Annotated in this window: 21 protein-coding genes, 1 tRNA gene and 1 pseudogene; 12 read left to right on the forward strand and 11 right to left on the reverse strand. The window is 64.8% G+C overall.

Going from position 1 to position 16,809, the window contains the following annotated elements; all coding sequences use genetic code 11:
• Positions 1-191: 191 nt before the first annotated feature.
• Positions 192-4,208, reverse strand: coding sequence for a PAS domain-containing protein (locus AC1VNY_RS06035; protein ID WP_482404503.1), 4,017 nt, complete (start codon positions 4,206-4,208; stop codon positions 192-194).
• Between the two features lie 355 nt (positions 4,209-4,563).
• On the opposite strand from AC1VNY_RS06035, the gene AC1VNY_RS06040 reads away from it, so the two are divergent.
• From AC1VNY_RS06040 to AC1VNY_RS06060, 5 genes are all read left to right on the forward strand, one after another.
• A complete protein-coding gene (locus AC1VNY_RS06040) occupies positions 4,564-4,962 on the forward strand; it encodes a phasin family protein (protein WP_016846989.1) in 399 nt (132 codons plus the stop codon).
• Between the two features lie 271 nt (positions 4,963-5,233).
• Positions 5,234-5,668 (forward strand): phasin, encoded by a 435-nt coding sequence (locus AC1VNY_RS06045; RefSeq protein ID WP_028336028.1) that lies wholly within the window; start codon positions 5,234-5,236, stop codon positions 5,666-5,668.
• A gap of 189 nt (positions 5,669-5,857) precedes the next feature.
• A tRNA-His gene (locus tag AC1VNY_RS06050) sits at positions 5,858-5,934 on the forward strand.
• Positions 5,935-6,099: 165 nt separating this feature from the next.
• Positions 6,100-6,435 carry a hypothetical protein gene (locus AC1VNY_RS06055; protein WP_482404504.1) on the forward strand — a complete coding sequence of 112 codons (336 nt, stop codon included), beginning with the start codon at positions 6,100-6,102 and terminating at the stop codon, positions 6,433-6,435.
• Positions 6,436-6,652: 217 nt separating this feature from the next.
• Positions 6,653-6,979, forward strand: a complete 327-nt coding sequence (locus AC1VNY_RS06060) for a hypothetical protein (RefSeq protein WP_018273595.1) — start codon at positions 6,653-6,655, stop codon at positions 6,977-6,979.
• Between the two features lie 13 nt (positions 6,980-6,992).
• Here AC1VNY_RS06060 and AC1VNY_RS06065 read toward each other — a convergent pair whose 3' ends face one another.
• Positions 6,993-7,127, reverse strand: coding sequence for a hypothetical protein (locus tag AC1VNY_RS06065; RefSeq protein WP_482404505.1), 135 nt, complete (start codon positions 7,125-7,127; stop codon positions 6,993-6,995).
• Between the two features lie 34 nt (positions 7,128-7,161).
• On the opposite strand from AC1VNY_RS06065, the gene AC1VNY_RS06070 reads away from it, so the two are divergent.
• Entirely contained in the window at positions 7,162-7,842 is a 681-nt protein-coding gene (locus AC1VNY_RS06070) for a ParA family protein (RefSeq protein WP_028336032.1), read from the forward strand.
• Between the two features lie 119 nt (positions 7,843-7,961).
• On the opposite strand, the gene AC1VNY_RS06075 is transcribed toward AC1VNY_RS06070, so the two are convergent.
• Positions 7,962-8,108 (reverse strand): hypothetical protein, encoded by a 147-nt coding sequence (locus AC1VNY_RS06075; RefSeq protein ID WP_016841361.1) that lies wholly within the window; start codon positions 8,106-8,108, stop codon positions 7,962-7,964.
• Between the two features lie 151 nt (positions 8,109-8,259).
• Positions 8,260-8,556, reverse strand: a complete 297-nt coding sequence (locus AC1VNY_RS06080) for a DUF4282 domain-containing protein (RefSeq protein WP_028340592.1) — start codon at positions 8,554-8,556, stop codon at positions 8,260-8,262.
• A gap of 321 nt (positions 8,557-8,877) precedes the next feature.
• Here AC1VNY_RS06080 and AC1VNY_RS06085 point away from each other — a divergent pair, with 321 nt between their 5' ends.
• The 3 genes from AC1VNY_RS06085 to AC1VNY_RS06095 all read left to right on the forward strand — a co-directional run bounded on the left by AC1VNY_RS06085 (position 8,878) and on the right by AC1VNY_RS06095 (position 10,143).
• Positions 8,878-9,336, forward strand: a complete 459-nt coding sequence (locus AC1VNY_RS06085) for a MaoC family dehydratase (protein ID WP_028340591.1) — start codon at positions 8,878-8,880, stop codon at positions 9,334-9,336.
• A gap of 8 nt (positions 9,337-9,344) precedes the next feature.
• Positions 9,345-9,827, forward strand: coding sequence for a MaoC family dehydratase (locus tag AC1VNY_RS06090; protein ID WP_482404506.1), 483 nt, complete (start codon positions 9,345-9,347; stop codon positions 9,825-9,827).
• Positions 9,828-9,999: 172 nt separating this feature from the next.
• Positions 10,000-10,143, forward strand: a complete 144-nt coding sequence (locus AC1VNY_RS06095; RefSeq protein WP_016841369.1) for a hypothetical protein — start codon at positions 10,000-10,002, stop codon at positions 10,141-10,143.
• A gap of 107 nt (positions 10,144-10,250) precedes the next feature.
• Here the strand turns inward: AC1VNY_RS06095 and AC1VNY_RS06100 are convergent, their stop codons facing one another.
• The 6 genes from AC1VNY_RS06100 to AC1VNY_RS06125 form a co-directional block, all read right to left on the reverse strand.
• A complete protein-coding gene (locus tag AC1VNY_RS06100) occupies positions 10,251-10,391 on the reverse strand; it encodes a hypothetical protein (protein WP_167350365.1) in 141 nt (46 codons plus the stop codon).
• Positions 10,392-10,619: 228 nt separating this feature from the next.
• On the reverse strand, positions 10,620-11,042 hold the full coding sequence (locus AC1VNY_RS06105) for a hypothetical protein (protein WP_028340589.1): 423 nt from the start codon (positions 11,040-11,042) through the stop codon (positions 10,620-10,622).
• Positions 11,043-11,197: 155 nt separating this feature from the next.
• On the reverse strand, positions 11,198-12,139 hold the full coding sequence (locus AC1VNY_RS06110) for a hypothetical protein (protein ID WP_482404507.1): 942 nt from the start codon (positions 12,137-12,139) through the stop codon (positions 11,198-11,200).
• Positions 12,140-12,365: 226 nt separating this feature from the next.
• Positions 12,366-12,800, reverse strand: a complete 435-nt coding sequence (locus AC1VNY_RS06115) for a nuclear transport factor 2 family protein (protein WP_482404508.1) — start codon at positions 12,798-12,800, stop codon at positions 12,366-12,368.
• Positions 12,801-13,095: 295 nt separating this feature from the next.
• The gene (locus AC1VNY_RS06120; RefSeq protein WP_137479000.1) at positions 13,096-13,356 is read right to left on the reverse strand and encodes a hypothetical protein; all 261 of its coding nucleotides are present in this window, start codon (positions 13,354-13,356) and stop codon (positions 13,096-13,098) included.
• 60 nt (positions 13,357-13,416) lie between these two features.
• Complete coding sequence (locus AC1VNY_RS06125) at positions 13,417-13,887, reverse strand: nuclear transport factor 2 family protein (protein WP_482404516.1); 471 nt, start codon at positions 13,885-13,887, stop codon at positions 13,417-13,419.
• A 303-nt stretch (positions 13,888-14,190) separates the two neighbouring features.
• Here AC1VNY_RS06125 and AC1VNY_RS06130 point away from each other — a divergent pair, with 303 nt between their 5' ends.
• From AC1VNY_RS06130 to AC1VNY_RS06140, 3 genes are all read left to right on the forward strand, one after another.
• Positions 14,191-15,309, forward strand: a complete 1,119-nt coding sequence (locus AC1VNY_RS06130) for an alpha/beta fold hydrolase (RefSeq protein ID WP_482404509.1) — start codon at positions 14,191-14,193, stop codon at positions 15,307-15,309.
• Positions 15,310-15,725: 416 nt separating this feature from the next.
• Positions 15,726-15,965, forward strand: coding sequence for a hypothetical protein (locus AC1VNY_RS06135; protein WP_028340585.1), 240 nt, complete (start codon positions 15,726-15,728; stop codon positions 15,963-15,965).
• A gap of 138 nt (positions 15,966-16,103) precedes the next feature.
• Positions 16,104-16,295: a hypothetical protein gene (locus AC1VNY_RS06140; RefSeq protein WP_229159122.1), complete on the forward strand. Its 192-nt coding sequence runs from the start codon at positions 16,104-16,106 to the stop codon at positions 16,293-16,295.
• 308 nt (positions 16,296-16,603) lie between these two features.
• Here the strand turns inward: AC1VNY_RS06140 and AC1VNY_RS06145 are convergent.
• A pseudogene (locus AC1VNY_RS06145) lies at positions 16,604-16,809 on the reverse strand (IS110 family transposase); the annotation flags it as partial.

Raw genomic sequence — 16,809 nt, forward strand, 5'->3', positions numbered from 1 at the left:
TGGGGAGAGGGGTGGCCCCGGGCGAGATTTTTGCGATGAGTGTCGGTCTCACAGTCTCGGCCGCGCCGTTCTGCAAATGGAGAGAGCACGTCGTGTGGTACCCCTCTCCCCAACCCTCCTCCGCAAGGGGGGGAGGGAGCCCCTCCGCCGGTGCGTCCCTTACGCCTGAACGCGAACCCTTCAAGTCCCGCTCACGCCCGCGCCGCGGCGTGGACGAAAGTCACCTCGATCAGCGTGCCGGTGCGGCCGCCGGTCCTGATCTGGAATTTGGCGCGATTGGCTTCGACCAGCGCCTTGGTCAGTGACAGGCTGACGCCGCCGGAGCCGGCCTGATCTGATGGCGTCGGGGCGCGGAACGGCTCGAGCGCCGCGGCGACCTCGTTGTCGTTGAGGCTCTGCCCGGTGTCGCGCACGCGCAGCATCACCTCGCCGAAATCCGACAGCGCGGTCGAGACGATCACCTGGCCGCCGGCATTGGCGAGATGGATCGAGTTGCCGATCAGGTTCAGCGTGATCTGGCGCAGCGCGCGGGCGTCGGCGACCACAGGCGGCAGCGTGTGGGCGAGCGAGGTGCGGATGATGATGCGCTCGCGGTTGGCCTGCGGCTGCATCACAGCGACGCAGCTCTCCACCATCTCGTTGAGATTCTGGCTGGCGAAGGCGAGGTCGATCTTGCCGGTCTCGATCCGCGAGAGGTCGAGCAAATCGTTGACGATCGCGATCACCCGCTCGCCGGAGGCGCGGATGTCCTTCATGTATTCGACGTAGCGCTCGTTGCCGAGCGCGCCGAAGCGCTCGCCGATCATCACCTCGGCAAAGCCGATGATGGCGTTGAGCGGCGTGCGCAACTCGTGGCTGATCCGCGCCAGCATGTCGGACTTGGCGTTGGCGGCGCGTTCGGCGAGCCGGCGCGCCTCGCGCAATTCGCCCTCGCTCTTCCTGGTCTGCGACAGATCGCGGAACACCGCGAAGAAGTTCGGCCCGTCGGCGCGGGTGCGGCCCATCGTCACCGACAGCGGGATGATGCCGCCCTGGCGGACGCGCCCGAGCGTCTCGCGGCCATGGTCGAGCAGGCTGGCGACGCCGGCGGATTTCAGGCTGGTGAGATAATCGAAGATGCCGTGCTGGCTTTCCGGCGCGAACAGGTCGGCGAGCTTGCGGGTGACGAACTCGTCGCCGTCATAGCCGAACAGCGCCTCGGCGCTGCGGTTGCAGGAATGGATGTTGCCCTCGGCATCGAACATGATGATGCCTTCGGCCGCGGTGTCGAGGATCGCGCCGAGCTCCTCGGCGTCGGCCTGGCCGGCCTGCGGCTCAGCCGGCGCAAGCAGCGGCTCCGCGGTAGCAGCAGGCTCCGGCTCGGGTTCGGAGAGCGCGGTGGCGATCGCGGCATCCTCGTCCAGCGTGCGCGAGAAGATCAGCGCCAGCGCGGAGTCGCCGTCCCAGGTGATGGTGTGCAGCCGCGCCTCCGCGGTCACCGACTGCGCGCCGTGCTCGGTGCTCTGGTTCGCCGAAATCGTCACCGGCGTGCCGGTGCCCGACGTGCTGCTCGCCTGCGAGACGCCGGGCTCGACATAGAGCGCGTCGAGGCCGCCGGCGGCTTCCAGCGCGTGCAGGCTGTCATGGCCCATGCGTGCGAGGAAGGCGTGGTTGGCATAGAGCAGGCGGTCGAGCCGGTAGATCAAGACGCCGACCGGCAACAGATCGAGCAGCGCGCGGTCGCGCCGGGAGTCGGCGCGCGGCGCCGGTTCCGCCGCAGCGAGCCAGCTGGCCTTTGGCGGATCGGCCGGTGTCTCCAGCGGCGCGACCGTCTCCTGCGGTGCCGCTGCTTCCTGCGTCGGTTCGCCTGCGGGCGGCGCTTCGGCGACCGGCTCGGCCGGCACGCTTTCGTTCGTGGTTGTGGCGAGGCCGGCCTCGTTCTCGAGCCGCGCCGACAATTGACGGGCGAGCTCGTTGAAGGCGTTGTTCTCGACCGGCGTCAGCGACGGCGGCCGGGTGTCGCCGGCGGGACGGAACGGCACCACATTCGGTGGCGGGTCGTGACGCACTTCGTGCGTTTCCTCGTGCGTTTCCACGGCGTGATCCGGATCGGCTCGGTGTGAAGTCTCTGCTGCTGTCGGCTCGGTCAATTCCTCGGGTGGTGCTGCTGCGGTCGTGTCGGGCGGCGGCTCGGCGTGCGGCGGAGGATTGTCCGGCGGCGCGGCGGGCCCGGGCGGCGCATCGCTGCGCGGCGCCGGCGCGACATCGGCCGACAGCGATTGCGGCGCGACCGTGCCGCTGAAGAACTCATAGCGGCGCAATGCGGCGAGTCGCGCAAGCCCGTCGAGGTCGCGACACACACCAAAGCCGCGATAGCCGGCGAAATTCCTGGCACGATCGAACACCGGCAGACCGGACAGTTCGACCGGCAGCCGGCCGCCGCCGTCGACCGGCCAGTGCAGCGTGATGCCGCTCCAGGTGTCGTGGCTGGCGAACGCCTGCATCAAGCGGCCTTCGGGATCGAGGCCAAAACTCTCGGCGATATCGCTCCACAGCCGGCCGAAGCCCGCCGCGGTGTGCAGGCCGATCAGCCGGGTGAATTCATCGGAGCCGAGCGAGAAGCGGGCCTCGTGGTCCATCTGCCACATGAAGCGCAGCGGATGCCGCCGCACCGGCAAGGGCTCGTCGAGCCAGGACGGCGGTGGCACCGGCGCCAATGTCGCGGGCTCCGGTCCGGCGGCAGGCGGCGGCGCGGGCGCATCCGCGATCGCATGAGGCGTGGGGGCGGGATCGACCGGCGGCGCCGATGTTTCCGGCGCGTTTGCCGTCTCTTCGAGATCAGGTGCGGGCTCCGGCGCAGGCTGTTCGACCCGCGCCTCAGCGGGCGCCTCGATCAGCGCTTCCGACAGTGGCTCCTCGACGGCGGGAGTTTCGTCGGGCGTGGTGCCGAGAGGGGCTTTCTCTGCGCGCGCCTGGTCTGTTGACGCGAGAGATGGAGCAACGTCTGCAGGCTCTTCGACCCGCACTTCCATAGCGGCCTCGATCAGCGCTTCCGACAGCGGCTCCTCGACGACGGAAGTTTCGCCGGGCGTGGTGTCGAGAGGCGCTGTCTCTGCGTGCGCCTGTTCTGCTGACGCGTGAGATGGAGCAACGTCTGCAGGCTCTTCGACCCACGCTTCCATAGCGGTCTCGATCAGCGCTTCCGACAGCGGCTCCTCGACGGCGGGGGTTTCGTCGGGCGTGGTGTCGAATGCTGCGGTCTCGATGGGCGCGGCTTCTACTGGTGCGGGAGATGAAGCTGCATCCGCAGATTCGGGTTCAGTCACGCTGATGATCGGCTCGGCCGCTTCTTCCGGCGTCGGATCGAGCGCATCGAACAGCGTGAAGGTGGCCGGCGCCTCGTTGGCCTGCACCGGGGCTTCGTGATGCGCGGTTTGTTGTTCGACGGCGACCCGTGCTGGCGGCGGCTCGGTTGCCGCGGCCTCTGGCGGCGTCACTGCTGGGAATACAGGAGCTTCGGACGCTGCCTGCGCGACTGGCTCAGGCACGATCGGCGCCGCCGGCTTTGCGGCGAGATGCGGCGCCGGCTTGATCAGCGCGACCAGCGCGCGATCTGCGCCGTGGCCGATCCGCTGCAGCACCACGCGGCCGATCGCAACGCTCGCCGCCGCGCGGCCCTGCGCCAGCGCCTCGCCGCGCGAGGCATCGAGACCGGCTTCGGTGAGATCGTGCAGGCCGGGCAGCGCACGCGCCGCCTCGTTGGTTGCGACCAGTAGTCCGTCGCTGGTGAAGGCGGCGGCTGGGCGCGGCAAGCCCTGCACCAGCCGCAGCAGGCGTTCCGCGAGCGGCATGCCGCGGCTGGTCGCGTTGAGCGCGGTCATCAGGATGCCATGGCTGCCGTCCGGCAGGTCGATCCGGGTGCAGCCGCAGGTCGCGAGCATGCCGGGCGCCGCGCCGAAGCCGCGCAGCCGCTCCAGCCGGACCGCGCCATTGGCGTTCAGGCTGTGGCGGAGCCGCGCGACCTGGCGGCGGTGCGGATCGGCCGGGCCGAAGCTGCGCTTTGCCAGTTCGGCGCCGTTGGCGGCACCGAATACCTGCGCGCCGACCGGATTGGCCCAGAGAATCCGTGCGCCGTCGGCCGCCCACAGCCATGCCGGCAGGGCGCCCGTCGCATGATCCGCCAGCCTGACATCGCCGAGCGCCTGGATCTGGAATTCCGCGTCACTCATCACGCAAGATTTGACCGCATGGGTTTGGCTTTCTTCCTTAAGCTCAGCCGAAGGCCCGGCAGCCGCAGGACGACAGCCTTAACAGAAGGTTAGTATCGCAACTGGTGGGCGGCAGGTCCATGTCCGCAAGCGAAACTGCCCTCGCCAAAGCCGGGATAACGTTAACTTCGCTGAACGATCCACAGCCGTTCGGCGTTGTCGGGCAAAGAGAGGTTGCTGCGAGCCGCGCGATGCGGAACCAGGCGGCGCCGCGTCACACCTGCGATTGCAGTGCCACGATATATTCTGCCGTCTATCTTGCCCTGGGCCCGCAGGGCCAAGCGGCGGGCCGATCAGCAAGCGAGGGAGAGCGACCATGAGCGACAACGGGCGTGACCATTTCGAGATTCCCAAGTTCGAGATTCCCAAGGATATGCGGTCGATGGCGGAGGCGAGCTTCGATCAGGCGCGCAAGGCGTTCGAGCAATTCGTGACCAACGCCAAGGACACCGCCGGCAAGATCGAGGAGCGCAACGCCACGATGCGCGCCGGCGCCAAGGACCTTTCGGCCAAGGCGCTGTCCTATGCCGAAAAGAATGTGCAGTCGTCGCTGGACTACGCCGAGGCGCTGCTCAAGGCCAAGGACCTCAGCGACGTCATGCGGCTGCACAGCGAATATGTGCAGGGCCAGATGCGCTCGCTCGCCGAGCAGGCCAGCGAAATGGGCCAGGCCGTCAGCCGCGCCGCGATGGACGCGGTCAAGCCGAAGAACTGATCGAGGCGCATTGGCCGCGGCCGACCCGGCGCGTTCAGCCTCGGTCGGCCGCGGTAACCTTATATTCCGCCACATAAAAAATATGGCGTCGCACGCGATCTTACATTGCGTTGCACAAAATTGACATGATATGGGTGTTTATTAGGCGCGCCCGACGAAGGGCACTCCCGTGAATCAAGGCAGCGTGATCCATTTCAGCGCTCCCGGCCTGATGGGCTCCGGGACGTCCGCAATGGTCACATCTACTCACCCGTTGCGAAGGATTACACGTATGACCAACCCGTCCGATCCGTTTTCCGCCTCGATCATTCCGTTTGAAGTTCCCGAGCAGATGCGCGCGTTCGCCGAGAAGGGCGTTCTGCAGGCCCGCGACAGCTACGCCAAGTTCAAGGATGCTGCCGAGACCCACAACTCGACGGTCGAGGCCGTGTTCACCTCGGTGAGCAAGGGCGCCAGCGAGTATTCGGCCAAGCTGATCGAGTTCTTCAAGGCCAACACCACCTCCTCGCTCGACTTCGCCCAGGAGCTGTTCAGCGTGAAGTCGCCGACCGAAGCGGTCGAGCTGTGGACGTCGCACGCCCGCAAGCAGTTCGAGACCTACACCGCGCAGGCCAAGGAACTGGCCGAGCTCGGCCAGAAGGTCGCCAGCGAGACCGCCGAGCCGATCAAGGCCAGCGCCTCGAAGTTCTACAAGCCGGCCGCCTGATCGCTGCCCTTTGAGTAACCAGCGAAAGGCCCGGGCCGAAGCGGTCCGGGCCTTTTTGCTGACCAAGGGCCCGTCAAGCGGCCCGACATAACAGCGGAAATCGGCGCGTTACGGCCTTGCCAAAGCGCGGCGTTGCACCTAGTTTCCGCCGAAATCGACGCCCCGCTCGAGCGGGCCGCGCGTCAGGATGCAGTTGTAGCTCAGTTGGTTAGAGCGCCTGTCTGTGGAACAGGAGGTCGGTGGTTCGAGCCCACCCAACTGTACCATCCGCAAGATCACTCAGCGCGACGTCGCAAGATCAGACCATCGCAAGGTCGCTCGCCCTTATCGCCCGGCGTGTCATCGCGTCCGCTTGCACTTCTCTGTCCCGTCACCCACACTCCCCGAAACGACGCCTTAACGACGCCTTGGTGACACCTTTGGGGGGATGCATGGGGACCGCCGGTTCAAGGAGTTTTTCGTTTGCGTTGATATCGGCCGTCACTCTTGCGGCGCTGCTGCTGCCGGGCCGGAGCGAGGCCTACACGCCCGATCAGCAGCAGGCCTGTACGCCGGATGCGTTCAGGCTTTGCAGCCCCGAGATTCCCGACGTCGATCGCATCACGGCCTGCATGATCAGGAACAAGGCGCAGCTCTCGCCGGCCTGCCGCGTGTTCTTCCGCGCAGATCCGGAGCCGCGTAGGGCGAGCGAACGCGTCGAGCGGCGGCCGGTCGCTGCGAAGCGGAAGGTCTCCAAATCGCACAAGACGAAGAAGCCGGCCCACTGAACAGGCTCCCATCGCGCGCATGCCAGCGTCGCCAGCCTGACGCGTTGTTACCACGCGAACCGGTATGCGCCTCGCGCGATAGCGGGCGTTGGATCGCCAGGCCGCGATTTCAAGGCTGCGATGCGCGACAGACTGACGCCTTGTGACGCTGTCACGCAGCATCATCTGTGGGACTTGTGTGGTTAGCCAAATCTGTTCCGCTCGTGGAACGGATGGAGTGGGACGCGTGAGCGAATACTACAAGCAAGAGATCGATCGGCACTTCGCCTGGTTTGAAGCCAAGCTCCCGGAAAAGCCGGCGCGCTTCGTCGCGTGGCTGCGCAAGCCATCGTCGCGCTATGTGCGGATTCCGCTCGCGATCCTCCTGATCATCGGCGGCATCTTCAGCTTCCTGCCGGTGCTCGGACTCTGGATGCTGCCGCTCGGACTCCTTTTGTTCGCGCAGGACGTCCCGTTCCTGCAGAAACCGACAGCGCAATTGCTCGGTTGGATCGAGCGCAAATGGATCGAGCGCGAGCGCGCGAAAGCTGCCGGAAAACGCTAGGCCCTGAGTCAAATCAAACGCTTAGCGCTTCCATTTGCGGTTGCGTCATAAGTTCGGTGTGACTCAAAAAGCAAAACGTACCGGTAATCTTGGCCACTTTGCGGATTGCAAGAAATTTTTTCTTTCGCGAATCAGCGTGCTGATTCATTTTCGCCTCCTGGGGTCAATCTGGAGGCCAACGTATGAACGTGATTGTTTTCGCTTCGCGTAAGGGGGGCTCGGGAAAAAGTACCCTGGCTGCTCACCTCGCCGCGCAAGTGCACAAGGCAACGAAGCCCTGTCTGCTGATCGATGCCGATCCGCAGGGCTCGCTGACTCTCTGGCACAAGCTGCGCGGCACCAACGAGCCGGCGATCAAGACGGCGGTGAACTCGGTCAGCGGGATCATTGCCCAGGCCAAGCGTGACGGCATCGAGTGGGTGTTCATCGACACGCCGCCGAACCTCTCGGCCGTGGTCGACGACTCCATCAAGAACGCCACGATGGTGATCATTCCGGCGCGGCCCGGCGTGTTCGACGTCAACGCCGTGCAGGAAACCATCCAGACCTGCCGCTCGATGCGCAAGCCCTATGCCGTCGTGATCAACGGCGCGCCCGCGCAGCGTGACGGCGCCGAAAGCCGCATCGTCGCGATCGCGCGCGAGGCGCTGGCGAAATTCCGCGCGCCGGTGTGGAGCGGCCAGATCACCAACCGCGCCGATCTTCTGATGGCGCTCGGCCAGGGCGAAGGCGCCCGCGAATATTATGCGGAAGGCCGCGCCGCCGCCGAGATCAATCGGCTGTGGGCCGCGATCGAACGCTCGATCAAGGCGATCCGCGGCACGGCGTCGGCGTCCGGTACGATGCACAAGCAAGCGGCGTAACAACGCCGCTTGCGTTCGAAATGGAAGAACGCGCGGCACTCGCGCGTTTTTTGTGTGCTGAAGCGACCAGGCAATCGCAGATTGCCTGGCTGACACTTGCAATGACACGATGGTTGGCTTCAAGCCACCATCAGTAGATAGAACGCAATCACCGGCACCAGGGTCAGGATCACCGACCAGATGCCGACAGCCCATAAAATATCCTCGGTCGTAAAGCCCGGCTCGGCACCCGGCCTCACGGCAACAAAGCCATTCCTCGAATTCACGACGCCCCCGCGCTGGTCTTGGCAATGCAGAGGCTGATACGCGAGCGGATTTAAGATCCCGGTCGGAATTTCGCGGGCATTTGCGCGGGGGTGCTACTTCGGATTAACCACGGCATGGCGGCGGGCCGCGTTCGGCTGGGTGCCGTCCGCGTCAGTGCATTGCTCCGTCCCGGTCGCGGATCGCGCCGAGATGCTCGTTGATCCGGAATACGATCAGGATGAACTCGGCGGCAATGCGCGAGAACACGATGCCGACGAAGACGCTGGCGATCGAGGCCAGCAACTGGATGAAGCCGACGAACGGGCTGATCGCCATCGCGGTGAGGCTCCACAGGATGCCGGAGATCCCGAACAGCACGATGACCGCGATCACCAGCCAGTAGAACGTCTTGATGATCGTGGGCGTGATGAAGCGGTCCCACTGAAACAGATCCTGGAAATCGAACATCATGGTTCTCCCGGCCAGCCGAAATATGATTCGCGTCTCGTTCATCCTACTGCGTCACCGCCGGCGCGATCACTTCATCCCGGAAACCTGCGCCGCAGGCGTCCATCGGGACGAGGCTATTCGCCGGGCCAATGGTTTGGGACGACGCCAAAGCGCCTCCGCGACCAGAGGGATCGATACCGCAGAAGCCCAATCGGTCTCGCCAAAGGCGAGCCCCGGACCGGGCGCCGACGGTCCAGGGGCGAGCTATGCGAGTGGGCCGGTTGTGATTGCTGCAAATAACGGCCACAATCGGGCTTCCCTCCGGCATATCCTCACCCAATGACCACGCTGACCTTCGAAGACTTCAAGCCCGGCCGCTTCGGCACGTTCGGCCCGCGCCATGTTTCACGCGAGGAAATCCTCGCCTTTGCCGCCGAATTCGACCCGCAGCCGATGCATCTCGACGAGGAGGCCGCGAAGAAATCCATGCTTCGAGGCCTGTCGGGCTCGGGCTGGCATCTCGGCTCGCTGATGATGCGGATGCTGTTCGACGGCTTCATCGGCCGCACCGCCTCGCTCGGCGCGCCCGGGGTCAACGAGATGCGCTGGGTGGCGCCGCTGCGTCCGGGCGACGATTTGACGCTGGATGTCGATGTCGTCGAAGCGCGCGTCTCGAAGAGCCGTCCCGAGACCGGCATCGTCACCTTCAAGAGCACGATCCGCAACGCGCGCGGCGAGATGCTGTGCGAGATGGAGGCGCCGATCATGATCAGCCGCCGCGACGCCGCGAGCGCATAGGAGAGGTCATGCGCTTTTTTGAAGATATCGAGATCGGCGCACGGCGCGAGTTCGGCTCCTTCACCTTCACGCCTGAGGACATCAAGCGCTTTGCCGCGCAGTTCGATCCGCAGCGCTTCCATCTCGACGAGGAGGAGGGGCGCAAGTCGCTGTTCGGCGGGCTCGCCGCATCGGGTTGGCATGTCGCCAGCGTCTGCATGAAGCTGCTCGTCGCCGACGGCAAGCGGCTCGCCGCGGAAGCCGCCGCGCGCGGCGAGGAGGTCGCAGTCTGGGGGCCGTCACCGGGCTTCCGCGAACTGCGCTGGATCCGCCCGGTGCTGGCAGGCGATACCATCAGCTTCACCAACCAGGTCGAGACCAAGCGCACGTCCGAGAAGCGGCCCGAATGGGGCATCCTCCAGGCCCGCAACATCGGCGTCAATCAGCGCAATGAGGTGGTGTTCTCGTTCCTCGCCACCGCTTTCGTGCCGCGGCGGAATCCCGGTTCCTGATGTTGCCCGCACGCCTCTGATGTTGCCCGGACGCCATGGTTAGCGGATGACTTCTGCGGCCGACGCAGTTGTGCGTTGCGTGGAACTCATTTTTTGCTAACGCATTCTGAACCTTTGTCCCTGCCTTATGGTTTGAGGGCACGGACATCTGGCAAGAATGACTGGGGATACCATGGCAGATCGCAGCGCGCTGAAACTCGTCGGCATTATCTTCGCGACGGTAACGGTTGTGGTGATGCTGGCCACCGGAATGGTCGTGAAGGGCTTTGCCGACGGCAATTATTCCTTCGAGACCACCGCGAGCATCGATCGCTGATTGACCGTCTGTAACTGCCGGCGCTCGAGGGAGCGCAGGTTGCGCGCAATTGCGCTTTTCAATGTGACCTGTCGGCAGGCTGCGTCACACATCTTCCAAGCTTCAGTCTAACGATTCCAGATCAGCACCATCACGACCGTCGCGGCTGCCAATATGCCAATGAAGCGGATCATGATCGTGCCGATGCCCTGCTGCGGCTGGCGCAGCGGAATCGGATCGGCGGCGTTATCCGGCCGGACGCTCTGCATGACTTCGTCTCCAAACGGATGCCCGGCAAGGCGCGGTCCGGACGCGAATTCCGGATTGGAGGCGGGCTTGGCATCCGAAGTTCAAATCGGCTTCTGCAAAAAATTGACGTCGCGGAGTTTACACCGCGCTGAATAACGAATCGTTCTGCGCTGAATCCCGGCCGCAAAGCGAAGCCGCCGCCCCCTGTCCAAGAGGCGGCGGCTGCCAACCCTAAAGGCGGATCCGGATCAGCTGTTGCGCAGGCCGTCGGCAGCGCGCTTCCACTGCGAGACGTTGTCGGCGATCATGCGCGTCGACTTCATCGCGGCCTGGCTGAGCTGGGCATAACCGGAGATCTCGCGCTGGACGCGCTGGCCCTCGGCATGCAGCAGGTCACGCAGGCTCTCGAGCTCGCCGATCAGCTTCTCGATCTCGGCGAGCGAGGTGCCGGCGACGCGCTGGATCAGCGAGTTGACGTTGCTGACGGTGGCATCGGTGTTGGTGTCGGTCGGCGCGGTCTCCGGGCTCGCCACCGGCCGGCGCAGATAGGCGATATCGTTGCGCACGAAGTCGCGGATGCCGGCTTCGACTTCCGAGACCGCAGCAAGGTTGGTGTCGACCTCGGACGTCGTTTCGGCTTCGGCTTCCTCGGTACGGTTGGTGGCGTTCATCGGCTTTCCCCTAGTTCGCAATAGCGAAGCGCGGCTTGTCCCCCGCACGACGAATTGATGAAGTTACGGACCTATCAGTGCCGCCGAATTTGACCGCATCTGGGCCAAGTTGCGGCAATGCCTGATCATTTAGCGCGATAGAGCTAACAGACCGTTCACCATGAGCGCTTGTAGCCGGCGCTGATGCTCTTGTTGGTCGCGCCCTGGGAGGTCTCGCCGACCGAGCCGGAGACGGTGACCCCGTCGAACAGCTTCTGCTCGGCGCCGATCCGGCGCAACCATCTGTCGTCAGAGGTCGACAGCGTCTGGCCTGCCGTGATGCTGGTGCCGGTGTCGTTAACGGACAGGCTCGCCGACTGATCGGTGTCGTAGCTGCGCGAGGGGTGGCTGACGATGCCGGGCACCGGGACCACGCCCTGCTGGATGAGGTTGTAGCCGTTCTGCAGCGTCAGCGAATATTGCTCCGACAGCGGCATCGACTTGCTCAGGGAGGTGCCGACCTTGCTCTGGTCGGCGGAGGGATCGACCCGCGCCTCGACCGAGGTCTTGTCCCAGATCGAGGCTACGCCGCCGGTCGAGATCGCGGCCCAGGCCGAGCCGCCGGACTGCGGCGGGCTTCCGCCATTGGCGAGCCGCTCCGACAATTGCTCCGACGTCGTCATCGTGCCTTGCCTCGCGACCGTCATGTCGGCGCCGATGCGGGTGTCGAGGAATGGCGAGATCGACTGCTTGACCGACACCGCCGACGAGCCGTTCGCGTTGTTGTTGGTTGACCAGGATGGATCGTTGCCGGCGACGCTGGCGGGCCTCGCCGCACGCTTCGGCGCCAGCGTCGGCAGGCTGGTGGAGTCGGTGTCGAGCTGGCTCCAGTCGAGCTTGCTCTCGTCGATGTCCTTCAGGATGTCGGCGTCATTGGCATTGGCCGCCGGCGGCTCCTCGTCGGCTGCAGCCTCGGCGCTATCGGCTGCGGTATCCTGGGCGGCGGGAGCGATCTGCCATGGCGGGGTTTGCGCGGCGGCCGACAGCGCTATCGCCAAGCTGAAGCCGGCCGCCAGCACCGGCAGCCTTGCCCAGCCAAATCGTAATGTGAAGGTCATTCCCAGCCCGCAAATTCCAGAGCCGCAGCATGCATTGCCGTGGCGCAAAATTGTGGCATCGGCGCTCTGAAAGCAAGTGATCAACGCGTGATCGTCATGTCCGGGACAAACGCGCCGCGCGTTCGCGCGGCGCGTCCCGAGCGCGGCCGTTCGGGGCTGGCAAAACAGGCCGCCGCTGCCGGGGCAGGGGCCCCGGACATGACGAAGGCGTGAAATCGAAAAGCCGTCAGACCGCGATGCGCGGCAGATGGATCGGGTAGCCGACGGTCTGCTCGACCAGGTCGAAACTGTCGACCAGCACGCGGAAGCTCGTCAGCTTGCCGGCCCTGAACTGCGCGAAATGCGCGATCCGGAGCGAGATCGGCTTGTTGGAGTCGAGTGCCGTCAGCGAATAGCGCAACATCGAGGCTGCGGAATCCACGCCGAGCATGATCTGTTCCCGGTCGAAGCGGTGAACCCTGAGGTTCTCACCGATCTGCCTGATCACCTCGAGCACCGCGGCCTTGCCGCGGCGCGCGCCGAAAAAAGAAAACAGCTCGATCGGCCCATAGATGGACCATTCGACCTCGTCGTCGAGCAGCGGCTCGATATCTGCAAGCTGGCGTTCGTTGATCGCGCGATGCAATGCGCGCGAAAAACGCCAGAGACTATGCTCTGTCATTTTGGCCTTGTCCTGAAACTGGATTTTCAAACGCAAACGGATGGCAGGGATCAGCGCCGACGTCTTGCCAGGTTGCTGCACATCGCTATTGCGGCCTGAAATAGTGCGGAACCGCAAAAACGCAAATGACTTTTTTGCAATGCACAATTGCGCGGAATTTTACCGGAATGTGACCGCCGCCCTCTGGAATCCTACTCCGACAGGATCGGAATGGGGTTCCAGATTCTGGTTCTGACGCGTTTTCTTGACGCGAACCGGCAGCCGTTTTGCTCGAAAACGCTTCGGTGACCGCATTTCAGCGGTCGCGCTGCCGCACCGGCTGCCGCTCGATCACGATCTCGGCGTCGCGGATCGCCACCACCGCGAACAGCAGCGCGCCGCCGATGCCGCCGATCGCGGCACCGAGCGGCATGAAGGTGAAAAACACCAGCGTTCCGCTGTCGATACCCGAGGTTCTGGCCAATCCGATCCAGCTAAGCCCGGCTCCGATGCCGAAGGCGGCGCCGCCAAGGGCGCCCAGCGCCAGGCCAAGCACAGCGAGCAATGCGACTTTCATGGTGATTCAGCCCCCGACCGCAACAAGCCCAGTCATAGGTCAGCGCCGGGCCGTCGAGGTTCAACGTTGGCGTTGCGAATTTGCGGGCACGATGTGGTCATGACCGGCCAGCGCCGCCGCGACGTCGCGCTCCAGCACCTGCTGGACGAGGTCGAAGGTGTCGATGATCTCGCGGATCTCGGTGATCTTGCCGTCGCGCAGCGTGTAGAACACCGCGACGTCGAACTGCACCACGCGGGCGTTATTGCGCTTGCGGAAGAACACGCGCAGCTGCGCGGCGACCCGGTCGCCCTGGGTCACCACGATCGGCGCCTCGTAGCGCATGTCGGAATAGCGCTCGTGGATCGTGGTCCACATCTGGCGCAGCGCCGCCTTGCCGCGGTGTTGGCCCATATGCGGAAGAATGTCGATCGGGGCGTTGGCGAGAAACGCGACGTCGTCGCTGCAGCGATCGAGCGCGCCCTCGATGCCGCCGGCATAGTAGACGTCGAGGAAGTTCAAGACGCGCTGCCGGTTCAAATCCTCGCCCATGATCGACTCCGCCGACTCGCTCTGGCCCGGCATTGTGAACCGGAGCATTCCACAATCAACAACATGTTTGACGCGCGAGACGCGATTAGGTTCGGCAACCAGCGCGTGCATTGTGGCACAAAATGCATGCGGCGCGCCGGTTCGCGCAATGCAACGACAGGCGGCCGTCGCGGTGCGGGCGGCGGTTTATTCCGCGCGTGCGCCGCTTAAATCTTCGCGCCCGCGCCTTGCCGCGGCACCGCCGGCCCGTATGCTTCGCAGCGGAAGGCGGCCGAACAGAGCCGCCCCGATGGGGAGAGACCAATGAAGCGCATCACCCACTTCGCCGCGATCCTGTCGCTGCTGGCATGCCCGGCGATCCCGCCCGCCTTCGCACACACGCCGCAGCAGCCTGCCCACCAGCTCTACAATGAAGGCGACCTCAAGCTGGAGAGCGGCGAGGCGATCAAGGATTTCTCGATCTCCTACGTCACCCACGGCACGCTGAACGCGAAGAAGTCGAACGCCATCCTGATGGTGACCGCGATCTCGGGCAATCATCACCGGCTCGATTTCATGATCGGCCCCGGCAAGGCGCTCGACCCCGACAAGTACTTCATCGTCTGCACCGATGCGATCGGCAACGGGCTGACCACGTCGCCGAGCAATTCGAAGGTGCAGCCGCGGATGCAGTTCCCGAAATTCGCGATCCGCGACATGGTGGAATCGCAGTACCGGCTGATGAAGGAGAAGCTCGGCATCGACCATGTCGTCGCCGTGGTCGGCCCCTCGATGGGCGGCATGCAGGCGCTGCAATGGGGCGTCAGTCATCCGGACTTCATGGACGCGCTGGTTGCGATGGTGCCGCTCGCGAAGACGCCGGCCTGGTCGGTCGCGGTGATGGAGGCCTCGCGCAAGGCGATCATGAACGATCCGGCGTGGAAGGACGGCAATTACGAGGCGCCGCCGGAGAAGGGCCTCAAGCTGTTTCGCGATATCGTTGCGCTGCTCGCGGCGCGCACGCCCGACATGTATGCGGCGCAGTTCAAGTCCGGCCCCGACGTGCTGCCCTGGATGGCCGAGCAGGAGACCGCGCTGTGGAAGCTGTTCGACGCCAACGACTGGATCTACCAGAGCTGGGCCTATGACCGGCACGATGTCGGCACCACGGCCGGGTTCGGCGGCGACACCGCGAAGGCGCTGGCTTCGATCAAGGCGAAGACGCTGATCCTCACCGGCACCAAGGACCTGCTGAATCCCGAATTCGAGCCGAACCAGATGGGCCACAACATCGGAGGCGTGACCATCAAGACGATCAGCCCGGGCACCGTGACCGGCCACGCCTCGGCCGGCGGTTTCTTCCCGGCGGATGTCGAGTTTCTCAACCGCGAAACCGGTTTGTTCCTCGACGGCGTCACCGGCGGCGGCAAGACATTGAACTGATCGGCGGCACTGATCGCGTCCTGCGGACGTGAAGCGGGCGCGGCGGCGCCTATCCGCGAGTTAATGAAACCTCCCGGCGCGCGCCCGGTTGGTTCGGCGTGGGCGACGCATCCGCGATCAGGAGTTCCGTATGAGAAGCACCATGCCGCTTGCCGTCGCCGCCCTGGTTGTCTCCAAATAGATCATGCGAGCGCGCACCGCGCGACGGTGAACCGGCGCCGACGCCGGCCATGAGGCCTTGAGCTCCTCCGGGGCCGGCCGGTGAGATCGCGCCGGCTCGCTGTCGCGGTGCGTTCGATAACAGCTAATCGGCGCCGCCTTGCCGGCGGCGAGGTCGATGGTGAACCGCTTCTTCTTCTCGGAACCGGCGGTGCCGCTTCACCGTTGATGGGGCAGCATTGCATTGGAGCCGCATCATGAAATCGATTGTTCTCGCGTCCGTCATTGCCGTCAGCGCGCTCGCCGCGGCGTCGCCTGCCGACGCCAAGGGTTGCATCAAGGGCGCGATCGTCGGCGGCGTCGCCGGTCATTATGCCGGCCATCACGGCATGCTCGGCGCCGCCGCCGGTTGCCTCTACGGCCGCCATCACGCCAAGGAGCAAGCACGGCAGCGCCAGCAGCAACAGGCGCAGCCGTCGCAGCAGGAGAAGCTGTAGGGTCGGCTGTGAAGCCATATCTCCTGGAACGTGACGCCACATCTCCAGGAACGTGAAGTCTCGTTCCGGGAACGACGTTTCGTTCCGGGAACGCCGTCCGCACCGGCTGCGTTGTCTCGATGCGTAACGGAGACGATGATGACGAAACCAAAGACAAAGACCATCCAGCCCGTTCCGGACGACAACAAGAGCCACAAGGGCCCCGGCAGCACCCCCAGCGTTCCCATCGACACCACCAAGGGCCATCGCGACGACGAGAAGCACAACATCCGCGAGCAGGCCGCGCACGGCAATCTGATCCAGAACACCAGCAACAAGCGATCGGGTTAGGGGCGGGGCGAAGCGGAGCCACATCCCTTGACGTCGTCCTGGCGAAAGCCAGGACCCATTACCCCAAATGCGAATTGTTGCGCGACACTGGGGCCACGATCCTTCCGACAACCAAAGCCGGTGGTAATAGGTCCTGGCTTTCGCCAGGACGACGGTGAGGATGGTTCTCGATTCAAGATGTCAAACAGCGCCGAGTCATCACCCGCGCATGCGCACATGCGAGCGATCCAGTATTCCAGAGACGTCCGTGCGTGAACCGAGAGGCCGCGGCGCCTTCCGGACGTCGTCCCTGCGAAAGCAGGCAACTGTTATGTTGGTTTGGTCTGCAGGTACGGCTTTCGGTCTCGCATCATGGCATTGAGGACCGTGAGCAGCTTCCTGGCGACGGCGATGAGGGCGAGTTTGGCTGGTTTTCCGGCCTGTCGCAGTCGTGCATAGAAGGCCTTGAACGGGTCAGCTCTGCGAACTGCGTTGAGGGCCGCCATATAAAGGGCGTCACGAACGCGCTTTCGGC

Source organism: Bradyrhizobium ferriligni, assembly GCF_056837965.1.